The following is an 18,580-nucleotide window of genomic DNA, read 5'->3' as shown; positions in this document are numbered from 1 at the left end:
CATGAGCCTGCCCATCGCGTTCCTTGATGCTGTCGCACGACTGATCCCGAAAGATCGGTGCTTCGACGACCCTCTTTCCACCCTGGCCTTCGGTACCGATGCCAGTTTTTACCGACTGATCCCACAACTGGTGATCCGCGTCGAATCGGAAGATGAGGTAGTCGAACTGCTGCAACTGGCGCAACGCGACCGCGTGCCAGTGACCTTTCGCGCAGCCGGTACCAGCCTCTCCGGCCAGGCGATCAGCGATTCAGTGCTGATCGTGCTCGGTGATAACTGGAACGGGCGCGAGATTCGCGGCCAAGGTACGCAGATCCGCCTGCAACCCGGCGTGATCGGGGCCCAGGCCAACGCCTGGCTTGCGCCGTTCGGACGTAAGATCGGTCCGGACCCTGCGTCAATCAACGCCTGCAAAATTGGCGGAATTGTCGCCAACAATGCCAGCGGCATGTGCTGCGGCACCGCGCAAAACACCTATCACACCCTGGCGGGGATTCGCCTGGTACTGACCGACGGTAGTCGCCTGGATACTGAAGATGCCGCCAGCGTCGCAGCGTTTCGCCAGCAACACGGCGCACTGCTTGAACGTTTGGCCACCCTGGGCCGCGAGACCCGGGCCAATGCTGAACTGGCTGCAAAAATCCGCCACAAATACCGTCTGAAAAACACCACCGGCCTGTCACTCAACGCCCTAGTGGATTTCGACGAGCCGCTGGATATCCTCAGCCACTTGCTCGTGGGTTCCGAAGGCACCCTGGGATTCATCAGCGCAGTCACCTACGACACGGTGATCGATCACCCGAACAAGGCTTCGGCCCTGATCGTGTTCCCCGATGTAGAAACCTGCTGCAACGCGGTGACGGTGCTGAAAACCCAGCCCGTCTCAGCGGTCGAGCTGCTGGACCGACGCAGTATGCGTTCGGTGCAGGACAAACCCGGCATGCCCGCTTTCGTACAGCAGCTATCGGAAGGTGCCTGCGCGCTATTGATCGAATCCCGCGCGGCTTCGCCCTCATTGCTGCATGAACAACTGGCGCTGATCATGGCATCGCTGGCCAGTTTCCCAGTCGAGAAGCAAGTCGACTTCACCGAAGACCCGGTGGAAAACGCGCGCCTATGGGCGATCCGCAAGGACACTTTCCCTGCCGTCGGCGCCGTACGCAAAACCGGCACCACGGTGATCATCGAAGACGTGACCTTCCCGGTGGAGCAACTGGCCATTGGTGTGAACCGCTTGATCGAGCTGTTCGACAAACATCACTACGACGAAGCCATCCTTTTCGGACACGCTCTGGAAGGCAATCTGCACTTTGTCTTCACCCAAGGCTTCAACAGCGCGCAAGAAGTCACACGCTACCAGGCGTTCATGGATGACGTAGCACAACTGGTGGCCGTGGAATTCGGCGGTTCGCTGAAGGCCGAGCACGGCACCGGTCGCAATATGGCGCCTTTTGTCGAACTGGAATGGGGCAGCGATGCCTACCAGTTGATGTGGCAGCTCAAGCGCCTGCTCGACCCCAACGGTATTCTCAACCCGGACGTGGTGTTGAGCGAAGACCCGCAAATCCACCTCAAGCACCTCAAGCCACTGCCGGCGGCCGACGAAATTGTGGATAAGTGCATCGAGTGCGGCTTCTGCGAGCCGGTATGCCCATCCAAGGGCCTGACCCTGAGCCCGCGCCAGCGCATCGTGATCTGGCGTGATATCCAGGCGCGCAAACGCGCCGGTATCGATACCACTGAACTGGAAGCGGCCTATCACTACCAAGGCATCGACACCTGTGCCGCAACAGGGTTGTGCGCCCAGCGCTGCCCGGTAGGCATCAATACCGGCGACCTGGTGAAAAAACTGCGCAGCCGCGAAGCGAGTAGTACGAAAACCGCCGAGTGGCTGGCCGGCCATTTCTCCACCGCGCTGCAAGGTGCACGCTTTACCCTGCATGTAGCCAACGGCGCCCGCATGCTGCTCGGCGCGCCCCGCCTGGCGAAACTCTCGGCCACGGTAACCCGCCTGTCCAAGGGGCAAATCCCGCAGTGGAACACCGCCATGCCCCAGCCGGAAAAAGCCATCCGCTTCAGCCCGGCCGTCAATGACGAGCGCCCACGAGTGGTCTACCTCGCGGCCTGTGTATCGCGGGCAATGGGCCCGGCGGCTGGGGATAAAGAGCAGATGTCGCTGTACGACAAAACCCGTGGCCTGCTGGAAAAAGCCGGTTATCAGGTCGTCATCCCGGACAATCCCGACAGCCTGTGCTGCGGCCAGCCCTTCGCCTCCAAAGGCTACGCAGAGCAGGCCGAGCACAAACGCCAGGAACTGATCGGCGCCCTACTCCACGCCAGCCGTGGCGGCCTCGACCCCATCTACTGCGACACCAGCCCATGTACCCTGCGCCTGGTCCAGGACCTTGGGCAAACGCGCCTGGACCTCTACGACCCGGTACGTTTTATTCGCACCCACCTGATGGACCGCCTGGACTTCACCCCCCAGGATGCACCGATTGCAGTACATGTCACCTGTAGCACCCAGCACCTGGGCGAAAGCCAGGCCCTGATCGACCTGGCCCGGCGCTGTAGCAATAACGTAGTGATCCCCGAAGGCATTCACTGTTGTGGGTTTGCTGGCGACAAAGGCTTCACCACCCCGGAACTCAACGCTCACTCACTGCGCTCCCTCAAGGACGCCGTGCAGTACTGTAGCGAAGGCATCTCCACCAGCCGTACCTGTGAAATCGGCCTGACCCAACACGGCGGCATCGATTACCACGGGCTGGTCTACCTGGTGGACCGCGTCACCGAAGCCCGGGCCCACTAACCCCACAAAAGGGCTTGCTCGCGATAGCGGCGTATCAGACAGCACACCAGTCAACGGATACGCCCCATCGCGCTCAAGCCCGTCCATCAATAAAACCGAACCCAAGCCCCCCAGCACAGTCCTCTGCATAAGCCCCGACCCACGAGGCTGATCCACGACCTCGCTGGCTGCCCACAACTACCGCGCAGCATCGAGGCCTCTTTGCACAAGGAGATCTCCCATGAAGCGTTCCGCTCTTGCAGGTTTGCTCATCACCGCTGCAATGCTGGCCCCGCCCGCGTTTGCCGCTGGCAACGACGCAGACCTGTGCCAGATCAACCTGGATAAAATCAACAACGGCAAGGCGCTGCTCGCCACGGATACCAGCGGCAAAAGCGGCGAGATCGACACCGCCGTCTCCCAAGCCAAAGCGGCCCACGCGGCGGGTGATGAGAAGAAGTGTATCGAGATCACATCCAAGGCCCTGCAAGACCTGCAGAACCTGGACAAGGGCGGCAACCCATAACCCGTCAACCGCTCAAGGCCAACCTTTCGGGTTGGCCTTCTGTGACCGTTTGACGTACACTGCACAGGCTTGTCGCTCACGATCACATCGAGCAACAAGCACGGGGCCGTTTAGGATTCGACGCCGGTTGCGAACCTTTAGGTGCATGCCGAGTTGGTAACAGAACTCGTAAATCCACTGTTGCAACTTTCTATAGTTGCCAATGACGAAACCTACGGGGAATACGCTCTCGCTGCGTAAGCAGCCTTAGCCCTTCCCTCCTGGTACCTTCGGGTCCAGCAATCATCAGGGGATGTCTGTAAACCCAAAGTGATTGTCATATAGAACAGAATCGCCGTGCAGTACGTTGTGGACGAAGCGGCTAAAACTTACACAACTCGCCCAAAGCACCCTGCCCTTCGGGTCGCTGAGGGTTAACTTAATAGAAACGGCTACGCATGTAGTACCGACAGCAGAGTACTGGCGGACGGGGGTTCAAATCCCCCCGGCTCCACCATTTCATCATCTAAAGACGTCCACGGACGTCTTTTTTTGTGCCTGGAATCCAGTAAATACGAGGCATCCAGCGCTTTTTCGGTCTTTTGAGAGTTTTTGAGTTCCAGCCATTCGGGTATTCCAGACGGTATTCCAGTCCGTCCGGTGCTAATCTTTGGAATACCGAATTAGTGCCTGAGGACAATCTCATGCCAGCTCAAAACCTCCGCCTCTCCGATCGACAGCTCAAGGGAGTCAAACCGGCGTCCAAGGATTACGTCCTCACAGACGGTGACGGTTTGCAGCTCCGCGTACGCAGCAACGGCTCGTTGCTGTGGAATTTTAACTACCGCGAACCAGTGACCAAAAAGCGCATCAACATCGGCTTCGGGACCTACCCCGAACTGTCGTTGGCGAACGCACGAAAGATGGCAGTCGATGCGCGGGAGCTGCTCGCCCAGGGCATCGATCCGAAGGTGCAGCGTAATACGCTGAATGAAGCCAAGCGCGCAGAAACGGAACACACCTTCGAGAACGTGGCCACCGCTTGGTTCGAACTCAAGAAGGACTCGGTCACCCCTGCCTACGCCGAGGACATTTGGCGGTCGCTCACGCTGCACGTGTTCCCCGATTTGAAGACGACACCACTCACGAAAATCACGGCGCCGATGGTGATCGCATTGCTTCGTCCAATCGAAGCGAAAGGCAGCCTGGAGACTGTCAAACGTCTTAGCCAACGGCTAAACGAGATCATGACCTACGGCGTCAACTCCGGCCTGATCTTCGCAAACCCTCTCACCGGTATAAGGGCGGTGTTCAAAAAGCCCAAGAAAGAAAACATGGCAGCGCTACCGCCCGAAGAGCTCCCCGAGCTCATGCTGGAGATCGCTAACGCCAGCATCAAACGCACAACCCGTTGCCTCATCGAATGGCAGTTGCACACGATGACTCGCCCCGCCGAGGCGGCGACTACTCGCTGGGCAGACATCGACTTTGAAAGGCGTGTCTGGACTATCCCACCGGAGCGGATGAAAAAGCGCCGCCCTCACAGCATTCCGTTGAGTGATCACGCTGTCGCTCTGTTGGAGTCACTGAAAACTCACAGCGGCCATCGCGAATTCGTATTCCCGGCAGACAGAAATCCACGTACCCACGCCAATAGCCAAACCGCCAACATGGCGTTGAAGCGCATGGGGTTCCAGGATCGGTTGGTCAGCCACGGCATGCGCTCGATGGCCAGCACCATCTTAAATGAGCATGGCTGGGACCCGGAGCTGATTGAGGTTGCACTGGCGCATGTCGACAAGGATGAGGTGCGGAGCGCCTACAACCGAGCCGACTACATTGAGCGCCGACGCCCGATGATGGCCTGGTGGAGCGAGTACATCCAAAACGCCGCCACCGGCAGCCTGCTCGCCTCAGCATATGGCCAAGCCAGAGACAGGAACGTGGTGCCGATCCGCTAGCGCTGTACAGGCGCGGTAACGGTGGCGACAGCAACTGAGCGCTCAGGAATCAGGGAAAGCAGCCTCGTTTATCCGCTTGTCAGCGCGGGTCCATCCAAACAGGGCTGCAAAGCCGCCCTGTTTGGATGGACCTTACTTTGAAGAGCTAAAAGCCACGACGTTGTCCAGGATTTACCACGGAATTCCACCGGTGGATAACTGCTCTTGAAGTCCAAAGTGGCGCTGAATTTCGAACCTTGACCAGATTTTTCCACAGGCGTAGAACTGGCCGTGCAACCGCTGTCGATGACAGCAACCCAGGTGGTCCGAACCTTGAAGGCCACGCCGCTCCTGCGGTGGTTCTCCCCCCAAATGGCGATTCGCGTCCGGCAGCTCGCCCGGTCACCTCCCCGGTGATGGATGCCTACTTCAGATCATGGCCCTCGTGCGCCAGACGACACTTCCTACTTCGCTGCCCTGCAGCAACCTATCCGCTTGGCCGAATCTTGCGCCAACCTGTGCCCGTCTCTTTCTTCTGGAAAGAGACGGGCACTTCCACCACTGCTGCAGCCCTGATCGCACATGGCTTTGCGGCATTCCTCCTCGTGACAATCGGCGTGACAAACGCCGATGTCACCAGCAACAGCGATGTAGATGATGGTGCCGCAGACCAAGGAATGGACTGCACCTGACTGACAGTCAGGCATGCCCCGGTCATCGCATTGCTGCTTGCACCTGGCTCAGGATCTCGCGGCACTGGTCTCGTTAGCCAATGCAGCCTCCACCCGCCCACCGGTAACGGTGCTCAGGAGGCCAGATCATGAGATGCCCTTGCTCCTGGTCGTAAGGAGCCGCCAGTCCCGCGTTAGAGGACATCCCCACAGGTCGCAGGGGCCTTGATCCCTGATAACACTCAGCATTCTTGGCGGGATGACGTGGGGCGAGGGTTGGAGATCGGATGATGAGGTGACTGACATGGCATTGGTAGGTAGACGCGATGGCCGCAATTTCGGTTACGGCAGGCAGTTGAGCTATGCGGGTCAGCAGGCGCTGAAAGATATGTTCGGTGGTGGCCATTACGGCACGGTCAAGGCGCACAGCGATCGGTGGCGGGCATTCGTGAAGTGGTGCCGGTCTGAAGCGGGACCCGGGGTCAACGATGCGCGGCAGATTGACCGCGAGGTGTTGTCGAACTATGCCGCATACCTTCGCGGCCTCGTTGAGCACAGCGACCTAGCAATCAGCACTGCCCAAAACCGGCTATCCAGCGTTAACCGAACCATGGCAGCGCTTCGCGGTGATCAATATGTAAAATTGCCAAGTCCGAGCAAGGCCTTGGGTATGCAGCGCACCGGGGTACGTCAATCGGCGCCGCAAGGCCAAGACCGCGAACAGGTACAGCAGATCGTCGAGATGCTTTGTAGCCGTGGTCAGATGCGAGCAGCAGCGATAGTTCAGTTGACGCGAGCCACGGGGATGCGTTTGCGCGAGGCCATCCTGGCTGACCTGCCACGGCTGAGCCGTGAAGCCGCGCTCTACGGCAAAATCAATATTCAGGATGGCACAAAAGGCGGCCGCGCCGGTGCATCTGCCCCCCGCTGGATTAAGGTGGATGACCATATTCGTGGCGCACTTAGATTTGCATTGCAAGTATCCCCCACGGATAGCCGCAACCTGATTGCTCCAAACGAGAGCTATCTGAACGTTCTGCAGGAAATAGCACAGCCAGCGAGAGAGGTCCTGAAAGCACACGACCTCAAAGGCTTTCACGAACTTCGGGCGGCGTTTGCATGTGAGCGCTATGAACAGATCACACATCACCGTGCGCCTGTAAATGGTGGTCAGTGCTACGCCATAGACCGGCGCCTAGATCTTGAGGCTCGCATGCAGATCAGCGATGAGCTGGGGCATGGACGGATTGAAGTGGTCGCTGCCTACATAGGGGGGAGGGTATGACTAAGGCGTTTGATATGGAGTTGTTCTTGAGTGCCGTGCTGACAGGGTCGCATGCGACGCGGCACCGGCATTTGCGGCAGGCGAGAATCATCCAATCTGAAATCGCAAAACGCTGGCAGCGATCAACTCCTTGGGCCTGGCAGCGAAAGCATTTGGTTTGGTTTCTTGAACACTTCCTCACCGGCCGCAGTGAAGCAACACAGTATTACTATTTGCTTACTGTCCAACTGCTCGCACGACGCCTGGAAAGGCCATGGGTTTTTAAGCGTTGAGTGGAGCTCCCGTTCCTACCCATCGGTAATCGCCACCGCCTCGGAAAATCATGGCGTCGACGCGCCTATAAGCAATCTCCTCAGTGCTGAGGAAATCATGACTTTTAAAGGTCAGCCCGATTATGCGCAAGTCGCGCCGCATACAAGCGTAACATCTCGCCCTCGACCAGAAGCTGGTCACGCTGGACCGACGGCATACGATTATACACGCACCCCGCTTCGTCTGGCATTATGCCTTTATAGCGCCACCACTCTCGGGATGGCTGGTGACGAACTCAAGGGATGGAACATGGCAGAGAACAGCAACTTCGCCTTTTTCAAAGAACACGATCCGGTTTTTTTCCAACTTGCCAATGCGGCCGAGCGAGTATTTTCCAGCGACCCCAACACGACGCTGATCAAACTGCGCCAGTTGGGCGAAGCGCTCGCCCAGGATCTGGCGGTAAGAGCAGGCATTGAGTTCGACGCCACTACTTCCCAAGCTGATCTGCTGTTCCGCCTGAGTCGTGAAATCCAGCTCGACGGTAACATCCGTAACCTATTCCATACGCTGCGCATCGAAGGCAATAAGGCTACCCATGAATTCCGCACCCAGCATCGTGAGGCACTGGACGGGCTGAGGGTCGCCCGCGCCTTGGCGATCTGGTATCACCAGTCATTTGGCACGGGCGGCAACACCTTTAAGCCTGGGCCTTTCATGGTTCCGGTCGATCCGAGTGAGCCTCTACGTGAGCTGCAGGGGCAGATCGAAAAACTTCGCGCAGAGCTGGGCGACAGTCGCCAGCAATTGGAGAACAACCACCAATTAGCCGAGCTACTGGCGCAAGAAAAGCATGAGCAAGCCAGTCTTGTTGGGCAGATGAACGAGGAAGCCCGCGTCTACGAGCAGATTGCCCTTGAACGCGAGGCAGAACTATCGAAGGCCCGAGTCGATTTCGAGGCGCGGCTGAAAGTGCTGCAACAACAGCTTGAAGATCAGCCGCAAGCTGCCCAGCAGGTCACGCGTAAAACTCAGCAGGCAAGCAGCCAGTTCGACCTCAATGAAGACCTCACCCGTATTCTCATCGATCAACAGTTGAACGATGCCGGCTGGGAAGCCGATTCGCTCGATCTTACCTACAGCAAGGGCGCTCGGCCCGAAAAGGGCAAGAACAAGGCCATCGCCGAATGGCCAACCAGCAAGCCGAAAGAAAACGCTGATTACGTGCTGTTCGCCGGCCTAATCCCAGTCGCCATCGTCGAAGCTAAGCGCAAGCGTGTCAACATAGCGGACCGCATTCCCCAAGCCGAGCGCTATTCACGCCAACTGATCGTTACTGACAATCTGCAACCGGCCGGGCAGAACACGGGCTGGGCGGATGGCCAGGGCGGCCACTTCAAAGTCCCGTTTGCCTTTGCCTGCAATGGCCGGCCCTTCATTAAGCAGCTCGCTGAGCTGTCTGGCATCTGGTTTCGTGACTTGCGCAGTCCGGCCAACCTGCGCCGGCCGCTGCAGGACTTCCACACGCCGGGCGGTCTACTCGACCTACTCAAACGCAGCCGTGAGGACGCCGAGGCGAAACTACAGCAGGAAGGCTTCGCCTACCTCAAGCTGCGCGACTATCAGGAAAACGCCATCCGCGCCGTCGAGCAGGCGCTGGCCGCCAATCGCCGCCAATGCCTGCTGGCCATGGCCACAGGGACAGGCAAAACGCGTACGATCATTGGCTTGATGTACCGCCTGCTGAAGGCAGAGCGCTTTCGCCGTATTCTTTTCCTGGTTGATCGCAGCGCACTGGGGGAACAAGCCATTGAAGCCTTCAACGAGGCGACGCTGGAACAGAACCACACACTGTCGCAAATTTACGACGTCAAAGAACTCGGTGACATGGCTGCCGAAGCAGAAACACGAGTTCAGGTCGCTACCGTACAGGCCATGGTCAAGCGCATCTTCCAGTCGGATACTCCGCCGCCCATCGATGCCTTCGATTGCATCATCGTCGACGAAGCCCACCGCGGTTACACCCTCGACCAGGAAATGACTGAAGGCGAACTGGCGGTGCGCGACTTCAACCAGTACCTGTCGCAGTATCGGCGCGTCCTTGATTACTTTGACGCCTGCCGCATCGGCCTCACAGCCACGCCAGCCAAGCACACCAGCGAGGTCTTCGGTGCCCCGATATTCACCTATAGCTACCGTGAGGCCGTAGCTGACGACTGGCTGATCGATCATGAACCGCCAATCCGCTACAAGACCCTGCTGAGCGATAATGGCATCCACTTTGGCAAGGGCGAGAGCGTCAGCGTCATCGATACGAGCACCGGCGAGGTGGATGTCGCCGAACTCGAGGACGAACTCGACTTCGAAATCGAGTCTTTCAATCGCCGCGTGATTACGCCCGGTTTCGACAAGGTCATCTGCGAGCAACTGGCACAAGAGCTCGACCCGTTGGGCGACGAAAAAACAATGATCTTCTGCGTCAATCAGGCCCATGCCGAGCGGGTGAAAAACCTCTTGGACGAAGCGTTCAAAGACGTTCACGACGAGGATTACAACCAAGCGGCGGTACAAATCATCACTGGGCAGAGTGACAAGGTTAAACAACTGATCCGCCAGTACAAGAACGAGCGCTACCCCAGCATCGCCATCACGGTCGACCTGCTGACTACTGGTATCGACGTGCCGCGCATCTGCCACTTGGTGTTCATGCGCCGGGTGCGTTCGCGCATCCTCTACGAACAGATGAAGGGCCGCGCGACTCGTCGCTGCGATGATATTGGCAAGACAGTCTTCAAGATCTACGATCCCGTTGATCTGTACGCCGCCCTCGAACCAGTAGATACAATGAAGCCGCTGGTGAAGGATCCGAGCATCAGCCTCGAACAACTGGTCAGCGAGCTAAGCAACCCAGCCAGCCTCGATGCTCCTGGTAACCAGCCAGACACTAGTCATGCCCACGACGTCCTGGACCAGCTCAGCCAGCGGATCATGCGTATTCTGCGCAAGGCCAGCCATAAGGCCGAGCAAAAGCCAACCCTAAAGGCCAAGCTCGCCGAACTGGAGAACACCTGGGGCATAGCCCCGGACAAACTGCATCAGCACCTGCACCAGCTCGGTCCACAGCAAGCTGCGCAGTTCATCCAACAGCATGTCCAACTGCTCAATCAGCTCGCCACGGTTAATGCTTTGCTGGGATCGCTGAATTATCCAGTGATCTCCACCCATTCGGACGAATTGATGGTCCGTGAACAAAGCTACGGAGATTACCACAGGCCTGCCGACTATCTGGAAAGCTTCAACGACTTCATCAAGAACCAGTTGAACCAGTCGGTGGCCCTAGGCGTAGTGGTCAACCGTCCGCAAGACCTGACCCGTGAGCAATTGCGCGAGGTGCGCTTGCTGCTTGATGGTCATGGCTACAGCGAGGTGAACCTGCAAAGCGCCTGGCGCAATCAAACCAACCAGGAGATCGCTGCCAGCATCGTCGGATTCATCCGCCGCGCCGCCCTCGGCGAGGCCCTGCTGCCATTCGAGCAACGCGTAACCAAGGCAATGGAAACGATTTACACCTTGCAGTCTTGGACCCAAGTCCAGCGCAAGTGGCTGGATCGCTTGGCCAAGCAGTTAGTACATGAGGTTGTAATCGACGAGAAGCAGATTGGCGAAGCGTTCCAGAATGATGGCGGCAGCACGCGGCTGAATAAAATGCTCGGCGGCAACTTGACCGTGGTGCTGGATGCCCTGAATGACAATCTGTGGGCACAGACCGGATAAGTCCGCTCACAAACGCTGGGGTTAGCCACCTACTCGTTCATGAGGGATAATGCCCGGCCACTCGACTTATCGACCGCACAGCTAGAGAAGCTTAATGACCCTTGCAGAGCTTCACCAGATCCTTGCCTGTGGTGAGGACAGCCGCCATCAATTCAAGCGAGATTTCAACAATATCGATGCCTTGGCAGCCGAGTTGGTGGCGTTCGCCAATACGTCTGGTGGCCATCTGCTGATTGGCGTAGACGATGGCGGTACCGTAAGCGGGTTGAGTAGTGCCGACGTGGCGCGGCTCAATCAGCTCCTCTCCAATGCGGCTTCGCAGAACGTCCGCCCGGCGATTAATCCGCGGTCCAGCAACATTCAGACCGAACACGGGCTGGTCATGGTGGTGACAGTCGAACAAGGGCTGAATAAACCCTATGTCGACAACCAGGGTCGCATCTGGGTAAAGAACGGCGCCGACAAGCGTCGGGTCACGGCTCGTGAAGAACTGCAGCGTTTGTTCCAGCAGGCCGGGCTGGTGTGTGCTGATGCAGTACCGGTCGCGGGCAGCAGCGTAGCGGATATAGATGCCAAGGCGCTCGGCGAGTACTTTCAAAGACGCTTTCGGCAGAGCCCCGAACAGACAGGTTTGGAAACCATCCGCATCCTGGAAAATCTTGGCCTCGCCAGTGGCGACACACCCAATTTGGCCGGTTTGCTGCTCTTCGGCCAGGCGCCACAACGTCTGTGCCCGGCGTTCGATGTCAAGGCCGTGGCGTTTCCGGGCACGGTTCTGCATGACCGCCACTATCTAGACAGCGAAGATATCGACGGTAATCTGCAGGAACAGTACCGACGCAGCCTTGCCTTCATAAAGCGCAACCTACACCACGTGCAGCGCCAGCAGGGCTTCAATACCCTCGGCCAACTGGAAGTGCCGGAGGAGGTATTTGAAGAACTGCTGGTCAATGCCCTGATCCACCGCGACTACTTTGTCAGCGCCTCCATTCGGATCATGATCTTCGCCGATCGCATCGAACTGATCAGCCCCGGGCACCTGCCTGACGTGCTCGATACCGAGAAAATTCGATTTGGCCTGTCCAACCGTCGTAACCCGACGCTCACCTCCCATGCTGTGCACATTCTCCCCTATCGCGGTTTGGGAACCGGCATCCCGCGCGCTATCGATGCTTGGCCAATGATCCGGCTGGAGGACGACCGGCAGAGTAATCAGTTCAAGGTGGTGATTCAGCGCGCCGTTGAAAAAGGGCCTCTTTCGGGCCCAAGTGGGGACCAAGTAGGGACTAAGTCGGGACCAAGTAGGGACCAAGTAGGGACTGAGTCCGCTGTCGAAGAAGAACAAGCCGAAACTCGCCTGTCTTTGCAGCAAGAGCAGATAACGCTGCTGTGCAAGATGACGGGCGATCACACTGCGCCAGAGCTAATGACCTTCGTCGGGCGCAGCAACCGTAGCAAGTTCCGCGAGCAGGTTTTGGCCCCACTACTGGCGCTTGGCGTGGTCGAGATGACCATTCCAGACAAGCCCAACAGCAGCAAGCAACGCTATCGCCTGACTGCGGCCGGCCGAGCGCTAAAGGCCGAACAACGCTCCTCAGACGACTGAGCCCAGACAACCATTTCTTTGCGCCAGCGCGATCTGGCGCTTTACACACTTCGCCACAGGTACCCCATGACCAACTCCGATATTGTCCAGAAACTCTGGAACCTCTGCGACGTTCTGCGCGACGATGGCATCAACTACAGCGACTACGTCACCGAGCTCGTGCTGCTGCTGTTCATCAAGATGGAATTCGAACAGGTGCAGAACAACGACAGCTTCGGCCATAAGCTGCCCGAAGGCGCGCGCTGGCCAGACCTGGCTGGCAAGTCCGGCGTTAACCTGCTCGATCACTACCGGCAGATGCTGCTGGACCTTGGCAAAAACCCTGACCCTCTGATCGCCGCCATCTATGCCGACGCTCAGACTCGCCTCAAGGAACCGCGCCACCTCGAGCAGTTGATCAAGAGCCTCGACGGCATCGACTGGTTCAGCGCCCGCCAAGACGGCCTCGGCGATCTTTATGAAGGTCTGCTGGAAAAGAACGCCAGCGAGACCAAGTCCGGCGCCGGCCAGTACTTCACCCCGCGCCCGCTGATCGACAGCATCATCCGCTGCATCAAGCCGCAGCCAGGCGAGACCATACAAGACCCGGCCGCCGGTACTGCGGGATTTTTGATCGCTGCTGACGCCTATATCAAAAGTCAAACCGACGATTACTACGACCTCGATGCCAAAGCCCAGGCATTCCAGCGCAATCGCGCCTTTGTTGGCGTAGAACTGGTGCCCGGCACTCGCCGTCTGGCACTAATGAACACACTGCTGCATGGCATGGAAGGCGACGAAGAAGGCGTGGTGCACCTGGGCAACGCCCTAGGTCAGACCGGGGCCAACTTACCCAAGGTCGACCTCATCCTCTCCAACCCACCGTTCGGCACTGCCAAGGGTGGCGGTGGCCCGACTCGTGATGACCTCACCTACCGCACCAGTAACAAGCAGTTGGCCTTTCTCCAACACATCTACCGTGGCCTCAAGCCGGGCGGCCGCGCCGCCGTGGTGCTGCCGGACAACGTGCTGTTCGAAGCCGGCGTCGGCACCGATGTACGCCGCGATCTGATGGACAAGTGCAACCTGCACACCATTCTGCGCCTGCCGACGGGGATCTTTTATGCTCAAGGCGTGAAGACCAATGTGCTGTTTTTCCAGAAAGGCACGATTGAGAACCCACGTCAGGAGCAAGGCTGTACGCAGCGTGTGTGGGTTTACGATTTGCGCAGCAACATGCCAAATTTTGGTAAGCGTACGCCTTTTGGAGCGGCGCATCTCAAGCCTTTCGAAGAAGCGTATGGGGCGGATGCCAATGGCAATACCCCGCGTGCGGAGAATATCGAGGGGATTGGTGAGCTGAGTCGCTTTCGGGTGTTTACGCGCGATTTCATTGAGCAGCGTGGAGATTCGCTGGATATCAGCTGGTTGAAGGATAGAGACAGTCTGGATGCAAATGACTTGCCGGCGCCGGAGGTGTTGGCGGGTGAGGCCATGGCTGAGCTGACTGAGGCGCTGCATGAGTTGGAGGAGCTGATGAGGGCGATGGGTGCTGGGGATGAAGTGGCGGTGCAGAAGCAGTTGATGGCCGAGGTGATGGGATTGGTGGTGGCTGAGGAAACTAGCGCGGAGTTCAAATCGTGAGCTGGCAATCTCCGCAAACTTGGAAAACAGCAACACTTGCAGATATTTGCTATAGGATTGTTGACGGCTCTCATAACCCGCCTACCGGTCAGCCATCGGGAAAGCCGATGTTAAGCGCTAAGAATATTCAGAATGGAAAAATACATTTTGATGGATTGCGCTTATTGAGCACTGACGACTTTGAACTTGAAAACAATAGGACCAATATTTCTGCAGGGGATGTCTTGCTTACTATTGTTGGAGCCATTGGCCGCACCGCTGTAGTTCCAGCGACGGCACCTGAGTTCACACTGCAACGTAGCGTTGCAGTGTTAAAATCAAACCTTATGAACCCGAACTACCTCCGTTACCTTTTGGATTCCCCCGCAGCGCAGTCTTTCTTCTTGAATAATGCAAAAGGGACGGCGCAGAAGGGAATTTATCTGAAAGCCCTAGGCGGAATGCAAATACCCATTGCACCACCCGCGGAACAAGCACGCATCGCCCAAAAACTCGACGAACTACTGGCCCAGGTCGATACCCTTAAATGCCGTGTCGACAGCATCCCCGCGCTGCTCAAGCGCTTCCGCCAATCCGTCCTCGCCGCCGCAGTTTCCGGGCGGTTGACGGAGGATTGGCGTCATGCTCAAGCCGTGGATCCAGAATGGAAAAAAACTGCAATAAAATCAGTATGCAGCGTCGCATTTGACGGCCCGTTTGGCTCCAAGCTCAAGTCGGATGACTATACAAGCGAGGGAGTACGAGTAGTGCGCTTGGAAAACATCGGCCATATGGGGTTCATTTCCGAAAAAGAAACCTTCATAAGCCCTGCAAAGTTTAAAGAGCTTGCTAAGAACAAGCTTGAGCCAGGGGATATTTTGTTTTCGTCATTTGTCGATGAGGAGATCAGGGTTTGCCAATTACCAAAAAGCGAGGAGACTTTCATCAATAAGGCAGATTGCTTCTGTCTTCGAATCGATCAAACAGTTGCGAAACCTAAATTTTTACTATATTCACTGGCAGCTAGGCAAACCTACCGCCAGATCAGAGAAGCAGTCCATGGTGCAACACGGCCTAGGATTAATCTCGGGTTTCTGAAAGTCTTCGAGATCAGTCTTCCTTCCACAACTGAACAAATCGAAATCATTCAGCGTGTCGAACAGCTTTTCGCCTTCGTCAGCCAACTGGAAGTCCGCGTCAAAGTAGCTCAGGCGCGCATTGACGGCCTGACCCAAAGCATCCTTGCGAAGGCATTCCGCGGTGAGCTGGTACCGCAGGACCCGAACGACGAACCGGCCAGCGTACTGCTTGATCGCATCAAAGCCCAACACGCCGCTGCACCCAAGGGCAAACGCGGTCGCAGATCCGCCACGGCGGACTAAGCCTTACTTCTGGAAGAAAACCAACGATGTCAGTCCCGACCTACGACCAGTTCATCGAGCCCATCCTGCGTTTTCTCGCCGCCCACCCGGAGGGTGCCATGGCGGGCGAGGCCCACGAAGCGGCCGCCATGACACTTGGCCTAAGCGAAGCACAGCGGCAGGAGACCATCGCCAGTGGCCAGGCCACCTACAAGAACCGTTCAGGCTGGGCGCATGATCGGCTGAAGCGCGCCGGCTATTCCAGCAGCGCAAAGCGTGGCTACTGGCAGCTGACCGACACCGGCCGCGCCTTCGCCAAGGCCAACCCGGCTCCGTTGAGCCCAGAACAGGTCGAGCACCTAGCTGTGAACTTCATGAGCGTGAAGCTGAAGACAGCGCCGGACGCCGCCTCGCTGGATGAGAGCAACGACACTTCAACGCCGATTGCCCAGACCGACCTCGCCACTAGCAGCCCGCAGGAGCGCTTGAACCAAGCCATCCTCGAGCTGCGTACCAGCGTCGCGGGCGACCTGCTGGACAGCCTGCTGCAAGCGAGCCCGACGCGCTTCGAGCACATCGTACTCGATGTGCTGCATAGCCTGGGCTACGGCGCGAACCGTCAGGCGCTGCAACAAGTCGGCGGCAGTGGCGACGGCGGCATTGACGGAGTGATCTCGCTGGACGCGTTGGGGCTGGAGAAAGTCTACGTGCAGGCCAAACGCTGGCAGAGCACCGTCGGCCGGCCCGACCTGCAAGCGTTCTATGGCGCATTGGCCGGGCAGAAAGCCAAACGCGGTGTATTCATCACCACTTCCGGCTTCACCGCCCAGGCCGTTGACTTCGCGCGCTCGGTCGAGGGGCTGGTGCTGGTCGACGGCAAACGCCTGGTCAATCTGATGTTGGATCACGAGGTTGGTGTCAGCTCGCAGCTTTATAAGGTGCCGAGACTCGACAGCGATTACTTTGATGAGTCGCTTGGCTGAGTTCAAAAAGCACCATTCCATCGAAAGCCAGATCAACCAGCATTCCATCTGGTATTCCAAGCTATTTATTAGATTGATTATTAGCCAATAAAAACAGATAGATACCGACTTGTTTCAGATTACCCCGGCACATCTAAAGACGTCCACAGACGTCTTTAGATGTGCCTGAAACCCAGTAAATACGGGCGCGCGGGCAGTCCAGAATTGCTAGTGGCGCGTGCGCTGAATATTCTTGTAGTTCCAACCAATACCCCACCTTCCCTATAGGAACGAGCATGTTCACGAAGTCCCCAAAGTGATCGCGATTATCCACCCCAAGACGCGTTATCGTTAACTCTCATCGCTGGCACGCCAGCGCCTCTTCGTCATTCATCAGGACCGTGCCATGCCGTTGAGTTTTCACAAAATGCACGCCAACGGCGATGACTTTGTCATTGTCGACGCACGTACCACCATCAACCCCATCACCAGCGCCCTGGCCAAGCGCATGGGCGATCGTCACCGTGGGATTGGTTTCAACCAACTGGCGGTGATGCTCGATTGCGAGGATGCGGCGGCGTGGGTGATGTTCTGGAATGCCGATGGGACTGCGCTGGATGCGTGCGGCAGTGCCACGCGGGGGGTTGCCAGTCGTTTGATGAGCGAATTGAACAGTACGTCGGTGGTGCTGCGGACCAATCGCGGCTTGCTTACCTGTGAGCGCAGCGCAGCCAACAAAATCACCGTGGGCATGGGTGAGCCGCTGTTCGATTGGCAGCAGATTCCCCTGGCCCATGAGTTGGATACGGCGTATCTGCCGCTGGCCGGTGAGCCTGCCGCGTGCAGCATGGGCAATCCGCACTGCACTTTTTTTGTCGATGATCTGGGCACTCTTGATATCGCGGCAATCGGGCCGACGATTGAGACCAATCCATTGTTTCCCGAGAAGACGAATGTGCACTTCGTGCAGGTAATCAATCGCCGGCATATCCGGCTGCGGATCTGGGAGCTCGGCGGCGGTGTTGCGTTGGGTTCGGGCACGTGTTCATGCGGTGCGGCCGTCAACGGTATGCGGCGTGGGTTGCTGGACGATTGCGTCGAGGTTGAATGCGACGGCGGGAGCGTCACGGTGCAATGGCGAGGCACCGGCCCGGTGTTGCTCACTGGGCCGGTTGAGGTGGTTTTTTCAGGAGCGTTTGCGCTCTAGAAATCCCAGCGTGTGGTGACCATCGCGTTGCTTTATCCAACCAAAAGACATGGGCGATGATAGGCCCCCTCATTGTTCATGCATGGAAGCCCGTTGAATTGAAAAAAAAGCTTACCTCCAGGCGCCTCGTCGTCGGCTCGGCCATTTGGCTTTTCCTGGCGTTGATTGGGATATGGCTGTTCTGGATTTTTCCCAGCACGTTCTTTAACGCACTGACCACTAAAATCTATCTGGTGACGTCAACTGTGCTGGCTGCGGCAGGCTTTACAGTGAGTGTGCGACGTCATCATCCGCGCCTCAAATATTCAAAGCGCGATCTCCTATATGGCGCAGCCGGCATCTGGTGCGTTGCCCTTGCAGCAGAGTTCGTGCTGTTTTCAGTGCTTATCTACTTTTCAAGTTCAATTCCTGGCAGCTACAACGCTACCTACGAATATCACTCAAACCACAGATACTGCACTGGGGGACGGGTTTATGACCGGGAATTGGATAGAAGAATAAAGATCTGCCAGGCAAATGCTCTGAGAGAGGGCGGAAAAATACGTGTGGAAAAGCTCAGCGGCCCTTTAGGGATGGTCTGAAGTAGCCATGTATTTCCCCGGCATACCACCTAGCGCAACTTTT

The 18,580-nt window shown here is 57.5% G+C and carries 12 protein-coding genes and 1 other RNA gene; all 13 read left to right on the top strand.

The genetic code is table 11. The features are described 5' to 3' along the window. Window position 1: 1 nt before the first annotated feature. Window positions 2-2,812: an FAD-binding and (Fe-S)-binding domain-containing protein gene (locus KL786_RS24030; protein ID WP_215519206.1), complete on the top strand. Its 2,811-nt coding sequence runs from the start codon at window positions 2-4 to the stop codon at window positions 2,810-2,812. A 220-nt stretch (window positions 2,813-3,032) separates the two neighbouring features. Then, the gene (locus KL786_RS24025; RefSeq protein ID WP_032862884.1) at window positions 3,033-3,317 is read left to right on the top strand and encodes a PA2433 domain-containing protein; all 285 of its coding nucleotides are present in this window, start codon (window positions 3,033-3,035) and stop codon (window positions 3,315-3,317) included. A 102-nt stretch (window positions 3,318-3,419) separates the two neighbouring features. Continuing rightward, window positions 3,420-3,813: a transfer-messenger RNA gene (gene ssrA / locus KL786_RS24020) on the top strand. A gap of 187 nt (window positions 3,814-4,000) precedes the next feature. Continuing rightward, a complete protein-coding gene (locus KL786_RS24015) occupies window positions 4,001-5,257 on the top strand; it encodes an integrase domain-containing protein (RefSeq protein WP_032895260.1) in 1,257 nt (418 codons plus the stop codon). 954 nt (window positions 5,258-6,211) lie between these two features. Beyond that, a complete protein-coding gene (locus tag KL786_RS24010; protein ID WP_060765272.1) occupies window positions 6,212-7,192 on the top strand; it encodes an integrase domain-containing protein in 981 nt (326 codons plus the stop codon). Then, on the top strand, window positions 7,189-7,464 hold the full coding sequence (locus KL786_RS24005) for a hypothetical protein (RefSeq protein WP_081095874.1): 276 nt from the start codon (window positions 7,189-7,191) through the stop codon (window positions 7,462-7,464). The genes KL786_RS24010 and KL786_RS24005 overlap by 4 nt, the downstream gene beginning before the upstream one ends. A 289-nt stretch (window positions 7,465-7,753) precedes the next feature. Then, window positions 7,754-11,218, top strand: coding sequence for a type I restriction-modification system endonuclease (hsdR, locus tag KL786_RS24000; protein WP_060765271.1), 3,465 nt, complete (start codon window positions 7,754-7,756; stop codon window positions 11,216-11,218). 94 nt (window positions 11,219-11,312) lie between these two features. Next, window positions 11,313-12,824: an RNA/DNA-binding domain-containing protein gene (locus tag KL786_RS23995; protein ID WP_060764090.1), complete on the top strand. Its 1,512-nt coding sequence runs from the start codon at window positions 11,313-11,315 to the stop codon at window positions 12,822-12,824. Between the two features lie 66 nt (window positions 12,825-12,890). Then, window positions 12,891-14,447, top strand: a complete 1,557-nt coding sequence (locus tag KL786_RS23985) for a class I SAM-dependent DNA methyltransferase (protein WP_060764091.1) — start codon at window positions 12,891-12,893, stop codon at window positions 14,445-14,447. Beyond that, window positions 14,444-15,808 (top strand): restriction endonuclease subunit S, encoded by a 1,365-nt coding sequence (locus KL786_RS29980; RefSeq protein WP_081095730.1) that lies wholly within the window; start codon window positions 14,444-14,446, stop codon window positions 15,806-15,808. The genes KL786_RS23985 and KL786_RS29980 overlap by 4 nt, the downstream gene beginning before the upstream one ends. Before the next feature lie 26 nt (window positions 15,809-15,834). Further along, the gene (locus tag KL786_RS23975) at window positions 15,835-16,770 is read left to right on the top strand and encodes a restriction endonuclease (RefSeq protein WP_060764093.1); all 936 of its coding nucleotides are present in this window, start codon (window positions 15,835-15,837) and stop codon (window positions 16,768-16,770) included. A gap of 385 nt (window positions 16,771-17,155) precedes the next feature. Further along, window positions 17,156-17,956 (top strand): diaminopimelate epimerase, encoded by an 801-nt coding sequence (gene dapF / locus KL786_RS23970; RefSeq protein WP_215519205.1) that lies wholly within the window; start codon window positions 17,156-17,158, stop codon window positions 17,954-17,956. Between the two features lie 56 nt (window positions 17,957-18,012). Beyond that, window positions 18,013-18,537 carry a hypothetical protein gene (locus tag KL786_RS23965; protein WP_215519204.1) on the top strand — a complete coding sequence of 175 codons (525 nt, stop codon included), beginning with the start codon at window positions 18,013-18,015 and terminating at the stop codon, window positions 18,535-18,537. Window positions 18,538-18,580 lie beyond the last annotated feature (43 nt).

It is taken from the genome of Pseudomonas sp. TAE6080, assembly GCF_018732265.1.
In the GTDB taxonomy this organism is placed as follows: Bacteria; Pseudomonadota; Gammaproteobacteria; order Pseudomonadales; family Pseudomonadaceae; genus Aquipseudomonas; species Aquipseudomonas brenneri.
This window is presented reverse-complemented; position numbering and strand designations above follow the sequence as displayed.

Bases quoted from the DNA above. Each gene is read 5' to 3' on its own strand.
- KL786_RS24015 (WP_032895260.1), top strand. From the start codon at position 4,001: ATGCCAGCTCAAAACCTCCGCCTCTCCGATCGACAGCTCAAGGGAGTC.
- KL786_RS24025 (WP_032862884.1), top strand. From the start codon at position 3,033: ATGAAGCGTTCCGCTCTTGCAGGTTTGCTCATCACCGCTGCAATGCTG.
- KL786_RS24010 (WP_060765272.1), top strand. From the start codon at position 6,212: ATGGCATTGGTAGGTAGACGCGATGGCCGCAATTTCGGTTACGGCAGG.
- KL786_RS23965 (WP_215519204.1), top strand. From the start codon at position 18,013: ATGATAGGCCCCCTCATTGTTCATGCATGGAAGCCCGTTGAATTGAAA.
- hsdR (WP_060765271.1), top strand. From the start codon at position 7,754: ATGGCAGAGAACAGCAACTTCGCCTTTTTCAAAGAACACGATCCGGTT.
- dapF (WP_215519205.1), top strand. From the start codon at position 17,156: ATGCCGTTGAGTTTTCACAAAATGCACGCCAACGGCGATGACTTTGTC.
- KL786_RS24030 (WP_215519206.1), top strand. From the start codon at position 2: ATGAGCCTGCCCATCGCGTTCCTTGATGCTGTCGCACGACTGATCCCG.
- KL786_RS23975 (WP_060764093.1), top strand. From the start codon at position 15,835: ATGTCAGTCCCGACCTACGACCAGTTCATCGAGCCCATCCTGCGTTTT.
- KL786_RS23985 (WP_060764091.1), top strand. From the start codon at position 12,891: ATGACCAACTCCGATATTGTCCAGAAACTCTGGAACCTCTGCGACGTT.
- KL786_RS23995 (WP_060764090.1), top strand. From the start codon at position 11,313: ATGACCCTTGCAGAGCTTCACCAGATCCTTGCCTGTGGTGAGGACAGC.
- KL786_RS24005 (WP_081095874.1), top strand. From the start codon at position 7,189: ATGACTAAGGCGTTTGATATGGAGTTGTTCTTGAGTGCCGTGCTGACA.